The 17,148-nt window shown below is 44.1% G+C and carries 12 protein-coding genes; 8 read left to right on the top strand and 4 right to left on the bottom strand.

Features of this window, described 5'->3' with window-relative positions; all coding sequences use genetic code 11:
* Positions 1-49: 49 nt before the first annotated feature.
* Positions 50-544, bottom strand: a complete 495-nt coding sequence (locus BJP34_RS26680; RefSeq protein ID WP_070394956.1) for a TIGR00725 family protein — start codon at positions 542-544, stop codon at positions 50-52.
* Between the two features lie 257 nt (positions 545-801).
* On the opposite strand from BJP34_RS26680, the gene BJP34_RS26675 reads away from it, so the two are divergent.
* The 3 genes from BJP34_RS26675 to BJP34_RS26665 all read left to right on the top strand — a co-directional run bounded on the left by BJP34_RS26675 (position 802) and on the right by BJP34_RS26665 (position 8,778).
* On the top strand, positions 802-6,714 hold the full coding sequence (locus BJP34_RS26675) for a tetratricopeptide repeat protein (protein ID WP_158517494.1): 5,913 nt from the start codon (positions 802-804) through the stop codon (positions 6,712-6,714).
* A gap of 198 nt (positions 6,715-6,912) precedes the next feature.
* The gene (locus tag BJP34_RS26670) at positions 6,913-7,707 is read left to right on the top strand and encodes a sulfotransferase domain-containing protein (RefSeq protein WP_070394954.1); all 795 of its coding nucleotides are present in this window, start codon (positions 6,913-6,915) and stop codon (positions 7,705-7,707) included.
* A 582-nt stretch (positions 7,708-8,289) separates the two neighbouring features.
* The gene (locus BJP34_RS26665; RefSeq protein ID WP_070394953.1) at positions 8,290-8,778 is read left to right on the top strand and encodes a DUF6209 family protein; all 489 of its coding nucleotides are present in this window, start codon (positions 8,290-8,292) and stop codon (positions 8,776-8,778) included.
* Positions 8,779-9,061: 283 nt separating this feature from the next.
* On the opposite strand, the gene BJP34_RS46695 is transcribed toward BJP34_RS26665, so the two are convergent.
* Positions 9,062-11,053 (bottom strand): glycosyltransferase family 2 protein, encoded by a 1,992-nt coding sequence (locus BJP34_RS46695; RefSeq protein ID WP_070394952.1) that lies wholly within the window; start codon positions 11,051-11,053, stop codon positions 9,062-9,064.
* Positions 11,054-11,421: 368 nt separating this feature from the next.
* Here BJP34_RS46695 and BJP34_RS26655 point away from each other — a divergent pair, with 368 nt between their 5' ends.
* Positions 11,422-13,479, top strand: coding sequence for a tetratricopeptide repeat protein (locus BJP34_RS26655; protein ID WP_158517493.1), 2,058 nt, complete (start codon positions 11,422-11,424; stop codon positions 13,477-13,479).
* Here BJP34_RS26655 and BJP34_RS49530 read toward each other — a convergent pair.
* Positions 13,428-13,562 carry a hypothetical protein gene (locus tag BJP34_RS49530; RefSeq protein WP_267876390.1) on the bottom strand — a complete coding sequence of 45 codons (135 nt, stop codon included), beginning with the start codon at positions 13,560-13,562 and terminating at the stop codon, positions 13,428-13,430. The two genes, BJP34_RS26655 and BJP34_RS49530, sit on opposite strands and share 52 nt — an antisense overlap.
* A 12-nt stretch (positions 13,563-13,574) precedes the next feature.
* Between BJP34_RS49530 and BJP34_RS41005 the strand changes: the two genes are divergently transcribed.
* Complete coding sequence (locus tag BJP34_RS41005; protein WP_158517492.1) at positions 13,575-14,000, top strand: hypothetical protein; 426 nt, start codon at positions 13,575-13,577, stop codon at positions 13,998-14,000.
* A 15-nt stretch (positions 14,001-14,015) separates the two neighbouring features.
* A complete protein-coding gene (locus BJP34_RS26650; protein ID WP_070394950.1) occupies positions 14,016-14,858 on the top strand; it encodes a class I SAM-dependent methyltransferase in 843 nt (280 codons plus the stop codon).
* 3 nt (positions 14,859-14,861) lie between these two features.
* On the opposite strand, the gene BJP34_RS49525 is transcribed toward BJP34_RS26650, so the two are convergent.
* Positions 14,862-14,990, bottom strand: coding sequence for a hypothetical protein (locus tag BJP34_RS49525; RefSeq protein ID WP_267876389.1), 129 nt, complete (start codon positions 14,988-14,990; stop codon positions 14,862-14,864).
* Positions 14,991-15,009: 19 nt separating this feature from the next.
* Here BJP34_RS49525 and BJP34_RS44590 point away from each other — a divergent pair, with 19 nt between their 5' ends.
* Positions 15,010-15,192 (top strand): hypothetical protein, encoded by a 183-nt coding sequence (locus tag BJP34_RS44590; protein ID WP_158517491.1) that lies wholly within the window; start codon positions 15,010-15,012, stop codon positions 15,190-15,192.
* A gap of 2 nt (positions 15,193-15,194) precedes the next feature.
* Positions 15,195-16,991, top strand: coding sequence for an FkbM family methyltransferase (locus BJP34_RS26645; RefSeq protein WP_070394949.1), 1,797 nt, complete (start codon positions 15,195-15,197; stop codon positions 16,989-16,991).
* The last annotated feature ends 157 nt before the right edge of the window (positions 16,992-17,148 follow it).

Raw genomic sequence — 17,148 nt, 5'->3', positions numbered from 1 at the left:
ACTGGCTAATTTAACAGTACTTGCCATCTGGCTGATATCTACAACAGATCTAATCCTGATTTAAAATAGTCTTAACCAACTCAATAGCAGCATCTGGACTCGTGGCCAGAAACACATTTTCCTGGGACAGACTACAGAAAAACTGTTGACTCTCTGGATGGTCACTCAACAAAACTACTTTTTTCCAACTTTTGAGAGCCAGAGCAATTTCCGATGCTGTTCCTATGCCCATACCACAGGCAATCACCACATCACTAGAGAGTACATTAATCGTATTGCGAGCATTGCCCATATCCGTAACGATGGCAATATCCACGGCTTCAGACATGGCTCTAGTGTCGTTGCTGGGTAAAATCCCAATCGTTAACCCACCAACCATTTTGGCTCCCCGACTGGCAGCATCCATCACTCCCACATTTCTGCCACCGGTCAGCAGTACCCAGCCATGATCAGCAATGAGTTGACCGAGACGATAGGCAAGATTAATGTCAGTAGCAGTGGCCTTGTCACCAGGCCCCATTACCCCAACCACTATTTTTCTCATCGGTTATTTAAGTCTCAGAGACTGTTAATAAAGTAACTCTTTTGACAGCTATAGTATGAAGCGTTTGTAAACGTTGTGTAAAACTTCGTTAAACCTGTGCTTAATTGTTAAGCCAATAACAGCTATAATAACAACTGATCTGCTAATAATTTTGTTGGTCAATAATGTCCTTAACAAAATCGAGTAATCTATAACTGATTAAACCATTTTTTAATAAAAATTAGATATAATTCCTAGCGATATCTAATAATTAGATCTTGACTACTGTTCCCGATTCCCGATTCCCGATTCCCGACTCCCGACTCCCGACTCCCGACTCCCAGATCAACTGTTCTCTGTTGCCTTTGGAAATGTTCCATCGACTCAAACGATACTTTCTGATTAGTGCCCCATCCCCCAAACATCACCTGCTGTCCTCAATGGCAGAAGATACCTTGCTCACTCCCCATCGACTCCATTATCACCATTGGCATGGGAATAATGGTCATCTCCCCCCTGTGGCGTTAGTTAACTGGTTATCGACATCAGAAGCATCTAGAGAACAAAACAATAATCAAGATAATAATCAGCACAATAATCTAGGAACTGTCCCCCTAGCAGAAGAACAGAAAACAGCGGAATCATGTATAAATCATGGGGATTACCTGTGGGCAAAGGGTCAACTAAATGAAGCAGTGACCCAGTATCACCAGGCAATTAAACTAGACCCTAAATCGAGTCTGGGTTACCAACGTCTAGGAGCAACGTTGAAGCAACAAGGTCAATTCGATCAAGCCACTGCTTACTATCGCAAAGCAATTAAATTGGCTGGACTAGAAACCATCGAGTGGGATCAGTCACAATCAAGAAAATTATCTATAGGTCAATCTGTTCCTAGCTCTAGTGAGCGCCACTGTAAACAACATCAGTCAGGAGGTCTTTTGGAAGCAGTTACGGTTTATCTACAACAGGCGCAGACTTACTTGAAGCAAAGACAATGGCAACAGGCGATCGCAGCCTGTGAGCGAGCCATTAAAATTGCCCCAGATACAGCCCAGGCTTACAAGATTTGGGGAAATGCGCTACAGTTCATGGGTCAGACTACTCAAGCTATGGGTTACTATGGCCAAGCTTTGGAAATTGAGCCGGATTTTGCCGAAGTTTATGCTAATCTCGGTAGCTTGTATGCTGGTCAGCAGAAGTGGGAAGATGCGATCGCCTATTATCAAAAGGCGATTAAGCTAAAACCCGATTTGGCTGGGGCTTATCGCAACTTGGCTAAAGTATGGACTGAGCTGGGAAACCAAAAGGAAGTCCTTAAATGCTGTTATCATCAGCTGATGCTAGAGTTGGATAAAGCTAAACCAGAGGACTACCTTAATCTAGGGAATCAGTTATTTAAGGAAGCTCTGGTTACAGAAGCGATCGCTTGTTACCGCCAGGTAATTGACCGGAATCCCCAGTCGGTGGTAGCTTACCAAAACCTGGCAGAAGCCTTGAATCGTCAGGGGAAATGGCAAGAGGCAAATGCTTACTATCGTAAATTACTCCAATTTTATCGAACCGGTTCTCAGTTAACCGCTTCTCAGATAAATAGTCAGTTAACCGCTTCTCAGTTAAATGGTCAGTTAAATGGTCAGTTAAATGGTCACACCCACAATCAAGCTAACGGCTCTGATGCCCTGAAACAGGCTATTGTGCCTCAATTGGTAGACAACCAGAAGCAGCAGCAGGTGTCAATCAATCCACCATTACGTTACAGAGGAGGGGCGATAAAAGCGTCAACTGTTGCCATTGTGCCTAGCCCATCTCAAATCACCGTTAATCCCAGCAATCAAACCATAAAGCCTATCCCTACTGCTCCAGAACGATTAGACCAAGAGCAATTAAAGCCAGAGCCATTAGACCGAGAGCCATTAGACCGAATCCGCGATCGCACACCACGACTTTCTCAAGGCAATCATCTACCTCAACTTCCTAACTCTAGAGCCTCTGAGTCTAATCTAGAACGAGATCAAAGCCTTGAGTCGTTTATCAAAGCAGCTCAACAAAATCCAAATTCAGCTAAAGTCCAAGCAAATTTAGGCAGTGCTTATGCTCAGCGGCACCAGTGGCCAGATGCGATCGCATGTTATCAAAAAGCGATCGCAATTAATCCTAGCTTTGCTGGCGCTTACCGTAACTTAGCAAAAGTTCTAACTCAAACCAATCAATCAGAGGCAGCAGCGGATTATTGGTATCAAGCTCTGACATTGGAACCGAATACGGTATCGGCTGAAGAACACTTCAATCTCGGTAATACCTTAACAAGCCTTGGGAAATTAGCCCAAGGGATAGCCTGTTATCGTCAGGCAATTGAATTGAAACCTAATTTGTCTGAAGCTTACCATCGACTAGGGGATTTGCTAAAAAAGCAAGGACAAGAGCAAGAGCTGCTAAGCCTTTATCAGCAAGCAGTTCAAAACAATCCCCAAGATGCTAAAGCTTACTTCTATTTAGGCAACCTGTTCACAGACCAGGAAGCATGGGAGGAAGCTTACCCTTGTTATTTCAAAGCCACTCAACTGCAACCGAATCTTGCACAAGCCCATCATAATTTGGGAGATACCTTAGTTAAGCAGCAACGCTGGCAAGAAGCAGTAACAGCTTACCGTCGAGCCATTGACATACAGCCAGAATTTTCCTGGTCTTATAACAACATGGGCGATGCCTTGCTTAAGTTAGAACGGTGGCAAGAAGCAGCCGATGTGTTCCGAAAAGCCATTGAACTCAAGCCAGATTTCCCCTGGTCTTATCAAAATTTAGGTGATGCTCTACAAGCCTTGGAGCAATGGGATGAAGCCATTATTGCCTATCGTCATGGGATTGAGGTGAAATCCGATTGGCCATGGTCTTACTATAACTTGGGACAAGCATTAGCAAAAACAGGACAGTGGCTTGATGCGATCGCAGCCTATCGTAAAGCTATCGAACTTGACCCGAATTTTGCTAAAGCCTATAGCCATCTCGGTGAAGCCTTAGCCAGAATTGGCGAGTGGGATGAAGCCATTATCTGTTACGAACAAGCCATTGATATTGACCCCAGTCTTCATGTTTCCGTCTACCAGAATTTAGGGGAAGCCTTAGAACGAAACGGATATAGTAATTCAGAAGATAATAATTCAGAAGATAATAATTCAGAAGATAATAATTCAGAGCTTAGGACAAAAGACGATAGCTCTAGGTGGCTCTTTGAACCAATCAATAAAAAGCTTAAGACAAAAGACGATAGCTCTGAGTGGCCCCACGTTTTCCTTCAACCCTTTCATCCCCCCCAAACTCTCCCCGATGGCAGCCCCTGGCCAAAGATATCGATTGTTACCCCTTCGATGAATCAAGGTGAGTTTATCGAAGAAACTATATTATCAGTGATTCATCAGCACTATCCCAATGTCGAACATATCCTAATTGATGGGGGCTCTACTGATGAAACCATGACCATTGTTAATCAATACCGAGACCACCTTACCTATGTGGTTAGTGAACCGGATAGTGGCCAAAGTGAAGCCTTGAACAAAGGATTTGCGATCGCATCTGGGGAAATCTTGACTTGGCTTAATAGTGATGACCGATTAGCGCCAGGAGCCTTATATAGGGTAGCGCTATCGTTTCACACTAGTGGTGCTGATGTGGTAGCCGGTGTCTGTCAACTGTTTAAGGATGGCGTAGCCCTAGAGCAACACTTGACATCTTGTGCTAATGGACTGATATCCCTTGAAGAAATTTTAGATGTAGAAAGGAATTGGTTAACAGGGAAATTCTTCTATCAGCCAGAAGTCATGTTTACCCGCACCATTTGGGAAAAGTGTGGTGCATCAGTAGATGAATCCCTCTTCTACAGTATGGATTACGACTTGTGGGCGCGATTTGCTGCTAAGGGAGCCACCTTACAGGTAATTGGTTATCCCGTAGCTCAATACCGTATCCATGAAAACCAAAAGACTAGCACTAGAGATAAGTATGAGCCGGAATTACTATCGGTATCAGAGGCACTGCGGACTAAATTCAACTGTCCTAAGTCTAAAGCGACAGAAGAGCCTGGGCAACGCCGCAGCCTCCGGATTGTGTGCTTCAACGATACCGGATTTCTGGGAGGGGCTGGGATTGCTCACCAACGCATTGCCAAATCCTTAGCCTTAGCAGGGCATCAAGTAATTCCCGTTGCAGGCACATTAGACTGGTCATTGACTCCCGTAGACTGCACAGCAGAAGAGGTTTATCAATTAATTGCTAGTCTCAATCCGGATTTAGTCGTAGTGGGCAATATCCACAATATGACCAATCCCTTGGACATTTTGGAAATACTTACCAGTCATTTCCCCACCATCTTTGTGATGCACGACCAGTGGTTACTTACCGGACGCTGTGCTTATGTAGGGGATTGTGAAAATTACACCACCCTATGTGATCACGAATGTCCCACTAGCCATGAGTACCCGAGCTTAGCATCAGAAAAAATAGCCGACGCTTTTCGTAAAAAACATCGGCTTTTAGGGAGCTATAAATCTGTGTTAGTGCTAGGGGATAGTCACTGGACCACTAATTGGGCTCGTTATGCCTTTGACTATCACCAGCCTCGACGGAATTTCCAAGAATGCGAAAGTAAATTTCAGAGCATTTACTATGGCATCGATTTAGACATCTTTAGGCCCTTAGACCAAGCTGAATGTCGCAGCCAGCTAAATTTACCTCACGATAAATTTATTATACTCACTGGTAGTCAATCTGTAAAGGATCAGCGCAAAGGGGTTAAGTATTTACTCAAAGCCCTAGACATTGCCAATCTCGATAATATCCTACTGGTTAGTTTTGGTCATGGCTCTGCGATCGCAGAAAACCTTGATGTTTGGAGTACAGGATATATCGATAACCCCTTTATACTAGCATGTTACTACAGCGCTGCCGATGTATTTATTGGGCCATCCCTTCAAGAAGCATTTGGTCAAACCTTTATAGAAGCCGCAGCCTGTGGCACACCAGCCATTGGCTATGGAGTAGGTGGTGTCAAAGAAGCGATCTTGAATCGAGTGTCAGGACGAGTAGTGACCCAAAAAACCCCAGAAGCCTTAGCTAAGGTAATCAAAGAATTATACTATGACCCCCACACATTAGACCTGTTGGGGAAAACCGCAGCTATTTATATTGCCAACCACTTCTCCTTACAGTCGAGCTATCACAGTTTTATGGTGGCCTTAGACCAAAGCGGTTGGGTCGATCAGCTCCAAATTTCCAGGGCAAGTAAATTTTTAGTAGGCTCTCCCAAACTTACTCAACCCCTAGCGATTAAAAGCGGCATTCCCAAAAACAACAGTAGTATTATCTCTGGGGTTGGTATTCAAGGTTATACCCGTCAGGGTTTTGGAGCATTAGAACAACCCTTGCCAGAAATTGGTCTTTTTCGTCCCAGCCAGTGGTTACTGTGGCCAGAGGGAGAGTTTGCCATCATTGCCGATAATCCCAGGAAAGGTCAGCTAGTCATTGCCTGCCGTAACGTCTCCCAGGGTCAGTTCCTTGAAGTTTGGCAACAGGGTAAGTTACTATTGCGAGTGGCAGTGCATCACTTTGGGATCGATCAAGTTAATGTATTTACCCTACCGATTTCGTTACTTGAAGGCTTCAATTTATTTTCCCTGAAGACCGAGACCTATCATGTTGATCAGTCCAATCGTCATTTAGGGTTACTGCTTGAGGGAATTACATTTACAGAGCGACTCGATTGGGAACCGTTGCGGGAACGCAATCAATTATCCATCCTCATGGATAAGCATCTTAACGGGATCGGTTGGTTATCACCTGATACATTAAATGGCACACCAGTTCGCTGGATGGAGAAGGTAGGTAGTGTGATTATTGACGGTATTAATACTATCAAGCCGTTGCAAGTGCGAGTTTCAGGAATGATGGCGGTGGAGAAACGGTTTATTAGCGATATGGTAGTTAAGGTAAATGGCAACGCTATTGATGGAGAGGTTCAGGAACAATCCGATAAATCTTGGGTGTTTGAAGGAATTATTCCCTCTGGCAGCCTAACCTTAAACGCTCCATTTGTGCTATCGATTGAATCACCAGGGGTGGGTAAGTTATCATCTATTGATTCGAGATTAGCTAGCCTATTAGTTAAATCGGTGACCATTGGAGCAGCTGAAGGTTAATGGGATATTCTTCAGTAGCTAGTTGCGTAGGGTGCCTTAGGGACGGGCTCGCCCTAATTTTCCGCTTCAACGCCTGGGTTGAAAAAGTCCGTCCGAAAATAACGGGCAAGATGCCCATTCCACCCACCGAGTCAAACAGCAAGTATGAGATGCAACCGTAGGGAGTAGGGAGCAGGGAGCAGTTTTTGAAGAGGATTAATGGAAAAAATTATATATACACGAGACAATCAGAAAGTTTCTCTTGAGGTACCTCCCCCTGGTGATATTCCTAGTTTCTTCGTCTTCGCGCTCCACAAATCAGGGAGTGTAATGCAGGATAAAATTATTGAAGATATCGGTTTTAACCTAAATATACCACTGATTAGTGTTGCCAAGACTTCCTTTAATCAAGGAGTAGAAGAAAGTGCCTTTGGTAAGGATATATGTGACCTTTTTGTCAAAACTGGATATGGCTTTTACGGCTCTCGATATCTCCCAGCCTATCTTAATGATTTCGATTTGAGTGGTTTCAAAAAGATATTACTAATCCGGGATCCCAGGGATATTGTAGTATCCCATTATTTTTCCATGAAGAACAGTCATGTTATTCCCCCAGGTAAGGTAGGTGATACCCTTTCAAAAAATCGCCAGCGACTACAAGACATGGAGATAGACCAGTATGCGATTCAACAAGCACCGATATTTCGCAAAATAATTCAAAGGTACAGCAAGATTGAAGATCAGTTATTCAAACTGTTTAGGTATGAAGATATCGTTTTCAATAAGCGTCAGTGGGTTGCGGATATTATCCGTTTTTTGGAAGTAGAGCTTGAGGATAGTAAAATAGAGCAAATCGCTAAAAAACACGATATTTTTCCAACTAAAGAAAATCCCGCTTCACACATCCGTAAAGTCACCCCAGGAGATTATAAGGAAAAGTTGCAACCCGCCACTATTGATAAGCTTAATGAATCTTTTAAACCTATCTTGATTAAGTATGGCTATGAGAATTAAGAATAGTGAAGGCAGAATTAAGAATGTAGAGGGAGCATGTCACCTTTGTAATTATGTATATAGATCCCCCCTAACCCCCCTTAAAAAAGGGGGGATTAGATTCAAAAGTCCCCCGAGCGAGCAATCCCTCGCTCGGGGGATTTAGGGGGATCTGAATCAGGGATTAACAAAACTGACATGCTCCCGAATGTAGAATTAAGAATTCTAAATTATTAATTCTACATTATTAATTCTAAATTATTAATTCTAAATTATTAAAGGTTTTTTAAGGTTTTTCCCACTCCCTATCGGGTATATCTCACTGTCTTTATGCAAAGGCCCAGTGGGTGAAACCCCCTTTGGCCGCTGACAAAAATTCCCGGTAAAATTCCCACACTTCCCACCCGCCTCACATTTCCTTTCTTTCCTCTTGACAACTGTTTTTTTTTTAATCTAATATACCGGAGGTTGCTTGAGCCCCTAGCAGCAAAAAGCTGGGGCAGTAACTTCTGTAGGGGTACAGAAAAAATAGTTACGAGGTGCTTAACCTTTCGGTTAATTACTTGTCAATCCAATCATTACGATAACGAAACAAAATTAATTATGCAAAAACTACGCAATGCGCTATTGGCATTAGTTATTGCCATAGCTCTGACTTGGATGCCTTCTTTTACGGTACCTTCCGCACAGGCGGCTGCTGAAGTTGAATTTCATCCTGGACTCCAGTTTTCAATCGCCCCGTACGGAGAATGGATAGAATCACAAAGCGGTGCGATATTTTCTCCGGGCCACGAAGTTCTTGTCTATTATGACTCCCTAAGGGCTTCTTCTGATAATAATAGCTGTCCTAGCTTTAGCCCTTCAACTGAGGTAACAGGCTACGTCATGTCTGATAACAGCGGTGATATTCAAGAATTCCCCCTTGTTTCCCTTGACCCCCCTGCAGTGGATTTCGTCAAGTTTGGATCCTTTACTACTCCTGAGTGCTTTCAGGGTAGTGAAGAGATCCAGATCTGGTTCAGTGGCAGCGGCGATGGGTGTTTCGATAGTGATTTCGGCAACAATTACCATTTTCCAGTGATTTGCGAATAATAAGTTGTTGAGTCTGGATAAAATTATCAGCAGTGAAGTAACTTAGCCTTCGCTACTGGAATTCTCCCCAAGGAAGCAACTGAAAAAGCGATGCAGCGATGCAGCGCGGTCTTGGGGGTTCCCCCCATGAGCGACTGCATCAAGAAGTGCGCGCTGCATTGCTTTTTCAATAAGGTTGTTGAAGGTTGAATGTTTTTTGTTACTCCCGACTCCCGATTCCCGATTCCCTACTCCCGATTCCCGATTCCCGATTCCCTACTCCCTACTCCCTACTCCCTACTCCCTACTCAAATCGATAAGCTCTAGCTTTTAATTTTTGCATCCATCCCTTCACTGTTGGTTGCTTAAAGATACTATCAATCACCTCTTTCATATCTTCAGCAACTGGAGTAGACTGTTTCTCAATAGTATTACCTTGCCCAAAATAGCGACAAGTTGCTTCTGGCAACCACAGGGCTCGGCTTCCTCTCAAAAATACTAGATTTATTATTACTTCTACCATCGCAGCGTCTTGATTTAATTCTGTATTGAAGCCCCCTACTAGGTCTAAACGACTGCGACGAAACATACTATTACTTTGACGCAACGGTTGCCACAGTTTCTCTAACTTCCAGATGTGTAAGTCTTCTAAATCGGGTAACTCTTGCCATGGCGTCACCTGGGTTATTTTTTCTCCCTCAACCATTTGCCACCCACTCAATAGTAAATCCAAGGTAGAGGATTCCCGATCAAATGCTGCTACTTGCTTCTCTAGGGCATCTGGTAGTAAAACACTGTCACTATCTAGAAAGATCACAAATTCTCCTTGGGCCATTTCAAGACCGCGATCGCACAACGCCCCCCATTTGCGATTGGCCGTAGGCCACGCTACGCGAACGCATCCCCCTACACTTACTGATTTATAAGGCTTCTCATAGTAACGATTCCCCCCCTGATTAACAGTCCCCCCCTTATTAAGGAGGGGGGATCCCTGCCTACTCCCTACTCCCTGTTCCCTGTTCCCGTCTTGATGCAATAGCGAGTGGGGGAAACCCCCAAGACCGCGCTGCATCGCTATTCCCTGTTCCCTATTCCCTGTTCCCTGATCCGATCCCGCTAGATAACCCCCTTTAATAACAGTCCCCCCCTTATTAAGGGGGGCTAGGGGGGATCCCTCCCTGCTCCCTGCTCCCTGCTCCCTACTCCCTACTCCCTGTTCCCTACTCCCTGCTCCCTGATTACCAGCCCCATCCACCACAATAATTTCATAGTCGGAATAGTTTTGAGCCAGCACACTGTCCACTGCTCGCTTAACTCTAGCGCTAGTACTATTAACAACAGGACTTAGGCGGTTAAGTTGATTTTGCCCCCCTAGCCCCCCAGCGAGCAATCCCTCGCTGGGGGGAATGATGTCAAAGTCCCCCAGAATTGGGGGATTTAGGGGGCAAATGCGTAAGTCCTGAACAATAATAATCACACTAACTCGTGGTGAATCGTGATCATGCCAGGGTTTTAGCTGCCAGGTGCTGTCCGCAATCGTGCCTTGTCCTTGTACATTGCCAATGGTTTTATTCTGTTGCGCTTCCTTGCCCATATGGGCCTCATTTTTGCCCCCCATCAGATGACCGTAGCTATGATTTTGATGCACTGCCATCACCACTTCGCTGGCATCGACGATGGGATAACCCCTCATAGCCGCAGTAGTGACCATCCAGGTATCCCAATATCCCCGTCCTACCGCAAACTTAGGGATAGTAGGGAATAAATTTTTAGGAAAGATAAAGTAATCCTTAGCATCATCAGCCCCTAAACAACCGGTCTGATAGACCTGTTGACACAGGGTGTCTTCCCAGGTGGGAGACTGAAATTCTATGGACTTGGACAGGTCAAGATTCCAGCGTCGTCCAGTGATTAAAAATGTCTCTAAGTGTTGGCAGACCTGTTCAATGGCTTGGGTAAAATCCTTCAGTAGAATAATATCAGTGTTGATATAAGTGATGATATCGTGAGTTGCTTGTTCCTGGACTTGGGCAAACACACTATCGAGTAGAGGAGTACCATAGCTATTGCACTCGATATCAGGAACATGATTCAGTCCTAAGTCCTGAGCAATGGCAGCTGTACCAATTTCATCACCAAATAAAATAATTTCTGGCTTGGGTTTGAGCAAAGTCCAGCTAGTAATGGCATTGTGCTGGATGATACCAATGTTACCTAGAAAAGCCTTAGGCACCGTGAAAATGCTGATGCCTAGGGTTGGTCGAATCTCGGGCTTGATATACAACGGTTGGGCCATTATGCTGATTGCTAATCCTTGATATTGATGGTATTGTTATAGAGTTTGCATCTGAGTTGTAAACACACGTATTGCCGAAAAAGGCACATGGCAAGAGCCAAAAGGCAACAGGGGAAAGCGATCCTCAGTTTTATTGTCCAAGAAAAAAAGACATAAAAGGTTTACATCTCAAATGCAAACGCTATTTTAGATAATAAAATCGAATCGGTAAGGTATCAGCGATTAGCTAAAATAAAGTTTTGGTAAAATCATTAAGATACCATCATCAATTCGATCAGAAACTGCTAGAGCGAACACAATTTTTTAACCATCGTTCAATCACAGTTTTTAAAAACACTATTAGGATGCCGCCCCAAATAGAACTAGCTATGGTTGAGACTTCTGTAAGTATTGCGAACCAATTTAGACAGCAAGGACAACAGAGTGAAGCAATTGCAGCATACCAGGAAGCAATTGAGTTACAGCCAGATAATCCAGGAATTTATCACCTCTTGGGACAATCTCAGGCTCAGCAGGGGGATTTAGAAGGCGCGATCGCAAGCTACCAAAAATCAATTGCCCTCAATCCTCAACAGTCGTTTTGGGTATACAAACATCTCGGGGATGCTCTGACGGCTCAAGGAAAACTGGATCAGGCCATGGTGGCTTACCAGGAGGCGATGCAGTTTGAGCCAGACCATCCCGATTTTTATCACAATCTAGGACAAGCTCAAGCACGACAGGGCAATTTAAACGAGGCGATCGCATCCTACCAAAATGCGATCGCACTCAATCCTAGCCATCCGTTTTGGATCTACAAAAATCTTGGGGATGCTCTGAGGCAAACCAATCGATTTGATGAAGCAGTTTCCGCTTACCAGGAAGCAAGTCAGTGTGACCCGGAAAATCATAGAACAGTATATCCTAACTTGGCACAATGTCAGCAGCAACAGGGAAATTTAGACGATGCCATCGCCTCTTACCAAAATGCGATCGCACTTAATCAACAGCAGCCAGCTTGGGTTTACCAAAATCTCGGGGATAGTCTGAGCTTACAAACTCGATGGTATGAAGCCATTACCGCTTACCGTAGCGCTATAGCCATTAACCCCACCATCAATGGGGTTAAAGAGAGCTTAGCCGATGCTCTGCGAGAAACCAAACAATTGGATTTAGCGATCGCAGCCTATGGCGATGCGATTGAAACCAATCCTGACCGCTTTGAGTCTCACCATTGGCTAGGGGATTTATATCGAGAAAACAAGAATTGGCATGAAGCAGCAGCCGCTTACCAATCCGCCATAGAACTCAATCCCTACAATCCTTGGACTCACAATAATTTAGGCTTAGCCTTAGCCCAACAAGGGAAGCTAGAAGAAGCCGTAGCCGCTTATCAACAAGCCATAGCCCTATCCCCCAATCAGTACTTTGAGTTTTACCAAAAATTAGGGGAAGCTCTCACCCAACTCCAGCACTGGGAGGAAGCAGTTACCGCTTATGGTCGTGCCATTGACCTCAGCCCAGAAAATCCCGATTTATACTACCCCTTGCGCAAAGCATTGGAAGCATTGGGACAGTGGCAAGAACCAGACTATGAACCCCCATCAGAAGACCCTTGGCTAGCCGCTCACCAATGGGCAGATAGTTTGCGAGAACAAGGGAAAATAGCAGAAGCGATCGCAGCCTATCGCTATGCTCTCGATATCAATCCCAACTGTTGTGAATCTTACCATTGGTTAGGGGATTTACTCTTAACCCAACAGACTTGGGATGAAGCAGCAACAGCTTACCAGCGAGCCATAGAACTAAATCCTTACAATCCCTGGTCTCACCATAATTTAGGGCTAGCCTTAACCGAATACGGCAAATTAGACGAAGCAGTAGCAGCCTTAAACCAAGCCATAGCCCTATGCCCCAACCAGTACTTTGAATTTTACCAAAACTTAGGAAACGCCCTCAGCAAACTCCAGCGTTGGGATGAATCCCTTACCGCCTATGGCGATGCTATTAAATTAAATCCAGGCCATCCTCAGTTACACAGTAGTTTAGCAGGTGTATTGGTTAAATTGGGAAAGTCCGATGAGGCGGTAGCGTCCTACCGCCGCTCTATACAGTTAAAGCCAGATGACCCCGAGATACAGGAAAAATTAGGAAATGTGCTTCGAGAAAGAGTCCAGGTCGATTTAGATCAAGCAATGAGCTGTTATCGTCGAGCCATTCGGACTAATCCAGATAATCTCGATAATTATCACAAGGCATTAGGGATACAATCCAACGATCCTGAACTCTATCTACAGTTAGGCAATACATTTGTTAAACAAAATCAGTTAGACCAAGCCATCATTTTCTACCAAATTGCCCTCCAGATCCAACCCGAAAATTATGAAGTAAACGCTCAGTTGACCAGTGTTTTGGAAAAACAAGGGAAACTAGGGAGTAGGGAATAGGGAGTAGGGAGTAGGGAATAGGGAACAGGCAAGAGGCAAGAGGCAAGAGGCATGCTAGCAATAGGCATGCTAGCAAGAGGCAAGAGGCAAGAGGCATGCTAGCAAGAGGCATGCTAGCAACCTTCAACCTTCTAACCTACCCTACGGGAACGCCAAAGGCGAACAACCTTCTAACCTACCCTACGGGAACGCCAAAGGCGAACAACCTTCTAACCTACCCTACGGTAACGCCAAAGGCGAACAACCTTCTAACCTACCCTACGGTAACGCCAAAGGCGAACAACCTTCTAACCTACCCTACGGGAACGCCAAAGGCGAACAACCTTCTAACCTTCAACCAAACAACCTTCAACCTACCCTACGGGAACGCCAAAGGCGAACAACCTTCAACCTTCAACCTACCCTACTCCGACTCCCGATTCCCGACTCCCGACTCCCGATTCCCGACTCCCGATTCCCGATTCCCGACTCCCGACTCCCGACTCCCGACTCCCCAAGACGAAACTACCTCACCAAATTGATAACTGCTATTAAAAATGAAAACTGAAAAATCCTATAACGGCACGTTCCTCTATTTCGATTATCCCATAAATCAAAAATCGAGATATGGCTATGGTAAGCCTCCTCATCCCAAACTTTATGAAATAATTAATCGAGGGAGAGAGACTTACAAAACCTATCTCAATAGCTTTTTGCAATACCAGGAAAATCTGCGAAAATTTGCCAATAAAGCCATAAAAGAGCACTCCCCCGAGCCATCACTATTCAATCCTTGGCTCCCTGGTCTTGATGCCGTCTCCCTTTATAGTTTTATTCGCTTGAATAAGCCTAAACTCTATTTGGAAGTTGGGTCAGGAAACTCCACAAAATTCGCTAGGCGAGCGATAAAAGATGGTGGGCTAAACACTAAGATTATATCTATCGATCCTCAACCGAGAGCAGAAGTTGATTTAATCTGTGATGAAGTGATTAGAAAACCCGTCGAAACTGTTGACATTGATATTTTTGATCAACTGGAATCTGGGGATATCTTATTTGTCGATAATTCCCATCGAGTATTCATGAATTCCGATGCCACAGTAATGTTTTTAGATGTTTTATACAAATTAAAGCCAGGTGTACTTGTCGAGTTTCATGATATCTTTTTACCCTATGATTATCCTCAAAGATGGGACAAGCGCCATTACTCTGAACAGTATGTATTAGCCGCCTACATTTTGGCAGAAGGCAGTAAATTTGATATTATTTTGCCAAACGCTTTCATCGCTTACGATCCCTACTTAAAAGCCATAATGTCACCCCTTTGGGAATCCCCGGAAATGACTGGTGTTAATAAAGGAGGAGCTTCCTTTTGGCTTAAAATGAGAGAAGTCTCTTGAGGATTATAGGGAATAGGGAATAGGGAATAGGGAATAGGGAATAGGGAATAGGGAACAGGCAAGAGGCAAGAGGCAAGAGGCAAGAGGCAAGAGGCAAGAGGCAAGAGGCAAGAGTTTGAAGGTAAGAGGCAAGAGGCATACACGCTAAAGTTTGAAGGCAAGAAGTCTGTTTACAACCGAGATAAAAACGCTATATCATAACTACTCTACAAGAGCCCAGGATTTTTTCCCGACTCCCTGCTCCCTTTTCCCGACTCCCGACTCCCGACTCCCGACTCCCGACTCCCTATTCCCTATTCCCTGTTCCCTGTTCCCTATTCCCTTTAAAACCTAACTATGGCAATCAAATTTTGGAATGGCATCGCATTAATTGAAAATGATACCTATAGGACTCAATTAATCCCAAAACTAGGACGCTTAGATCACGATCAATCACTGCTGAAGGAGATTTTACCCCATATACCAAGGGGTGGTGTTGCCATCGATGTTGGTGCCAACATTGGCGACCACACCATTGCTTACTTGAATAAAGTCGGCCTAACTGGTCGAGTTTTAGCATTTGAACCCCTCCCAGAAGCTTATGAATGTCTCACCTTAAATGTACCAGGGGCAGAATCCTATAACTATGCTCTTTCAGACCAAGAAGAAACCCTGAATTTGGTGATTAGACCGAATACAGGAGAGAGTTTTTGCTCCTATTCAGAGAACTCACAAACCATTCGCGCTGTTCCATTAGATTCCTTTGAGTTTACCCAGGTAGACTTGATCAAGTTTGATGTAGAAGGTTGGGAGTTAAAAGCCCTCAAAGGAGCCGAAGAGACTATCTATCAACATCAACCTCGGATGGTGATTGAGATTAACGAGCAAGTATTTAAACGAACCCTCGGGAATCGACAAGAGATTTACGATTTTCTGAAGCGACATGATTACGAGTTACAACCAATACAACCAAAGAACAGCCTCAACACTGAGAGAATTGATGTACTGGCAGTACCAGAGAAAGCACAATACTTCTGTGGCTTCCAGCATAAATTAGGGGAAGCTTACACAGCAAATAGTCAGCTTGATCAAGCTATCATCGCTTACCGTCGTGCGATTGGCCTTAATCCCACCATATCTTCCTCTCATCACAACTTGGGTGACGTGTTGGAGAAACAAGGTCATCTGGAATCTGCGATCGCATTTTACCGTAAGGCTATTGACCTCAACCGAGATCACCATCAGTATCATATCACCTTAGCCAAAGCCCTAGCTCGAAAAGGCATGGCCGCTGAAGCAGTAGCTGAGTATCGCTTAGGGATGTCCCTTAACCCTAACTTCCAGTGGTCAGAAGATAATTTTGCCGAAGCTTTATTAGAAGGTCTGTATAAACACCATAGTAAAGATCATAGTAAAGGTTTCCAGGGAAACCCTAGTCAAAAGAATGACACAAGCCACGACTGTGGTGTCATTTATTTAGCCATTGGTGAAAAATTTAAACAAGAATTTATTAACGCTTATAAGTTTTTTAAAAAATCCAATCCTACCATCCCGATATCCCTATTTACCGATTGCCCCATGGGAGAGTTAGATGGTTGTACAGTCTATCCCTTAAATGATAAAAAAAATCCTCATAAACTCAAAGTAGACATCTTGAAAAAGAGCCCTTATCAAAAAACTCTATTTCTTGATACAGACACCTTGGTCGTTGGGGATATTTCCGATATATTTTCTTTCCTAGATGACTGTGATTTATGTATAGCAAAAACCCCTCATATCGACTATAGTAAGCCACCTTATAAATATCTTGGCTATGAATCTCATAACACCATGAATACAGGAGTATTCGCCTTTAAAAAATGCCAATTTATTACTAAAATGATAGATGGCTGGATTACTCTGGCATCAAAACAAAATGACTCAACTATGAGAGCTGGACATTTTGGTGACCAGTACTATTTTAACCAGTTATTACAATCCGGTTTCTTCGAGCAAGAAGGAGGCAAAGTAAAAGTTATAGACAACAAGATTTACAATGTCAGACCTCAGCCTCTTCCTCACCTAATCAAAGATGGCTTATTTAATCAAGCCAAGATAATTCATCTACGACTCCCCGCTTTTGTCCCATCACTAATTTCTCTTAAAAAGAAATAGGGAGTAGGGAATCGGGAATCGGGAGTCGGGAGTCTCAAACAGTTGGGTAGGGTGCGTTAGGGGAGCCTTCATTTTTCGCCTCGTAGTCAGGGTTAGGTTGCTACCCGTAACGCACCACTGCTGAGTCAAACAACTGGGTAGGGTGCGTTAGGGGGGC

Source organism: Moorena producens PAL-8-15-08-1 (assembly GCF_001767235.1).
In the GTDB taxonomy this organism is placed as follows: Bacteria; Cyanobacteriota; Cyanobacteriia; order Cyanobacteriales; family Coleofasciculaceae; genus Moorena; species Moorena producens_A.
The sequence above is the reverse complement of the archived record's forward strand: the minus strand, read 5'-3'. Positions and strand labels throughout refer to the sequence as shown.

Excerpts from the sequence above, each read along its gene's own strand:
- BJP34_RS26680 (WP_070394956.1), bottom strand. The coding sequence starts at position 544 with ATGAGAAAAATAGTGGTTGGGGTAATGGGGCCTGGTGACAAGGCCACT.
- BJP34_RS26670 (WP_070394954.1), top strand. The coding sequence starts at position 6,913 with ATGGAAAAAATTATATATACACGAGACAATCAGAAAGTTTCTCTTGAG.
- BJP34_RS26665 (WP_070394953.1), top strand. The coding sequence starts at position 8,290 with ATGCAAAAACTACGCAATGCGCTATTGGCATTAGTTATTGCCATAGCT.
- BJP34_RS46695 (WP_070394952.1), bottom strand. The coding sequence starts at position 11,053 with ATGGCCCAACCGTTGTATATCAAGCCCGAGATTCGACCAACCCTAGGC.
- BJP34_RS26655 (WP_158517493.1), top strand. The coding sequence starts at position 11,422 with ATGGTTGAGACTTCTGTAAGTATTGCGAACCAATTTAGACAGCAAGGA.
- BJP34_RS41005 (WP_158517492.1), top strand. The coding sequence starts at position 13,575 with ATGCTAGCAAGAGGCATGCTAGCAACCTTCAACCTTCTAACCTACCCT.
- BJP34_RS26650 (WP_070394950.1), top strand. The coding sequence starts at position 14,016 with ATGAAAACTGAAAAATCCTATAACGGCACGTTCCTCTATTTCGATTAT.
- BJP34_RS26645 (WP_070394949.1), top strand. The coding sequence starts at position 15,195 with ATGGCAATCAAATTTTGGAATGGCATCGCATTAATTGAAAATGATACC.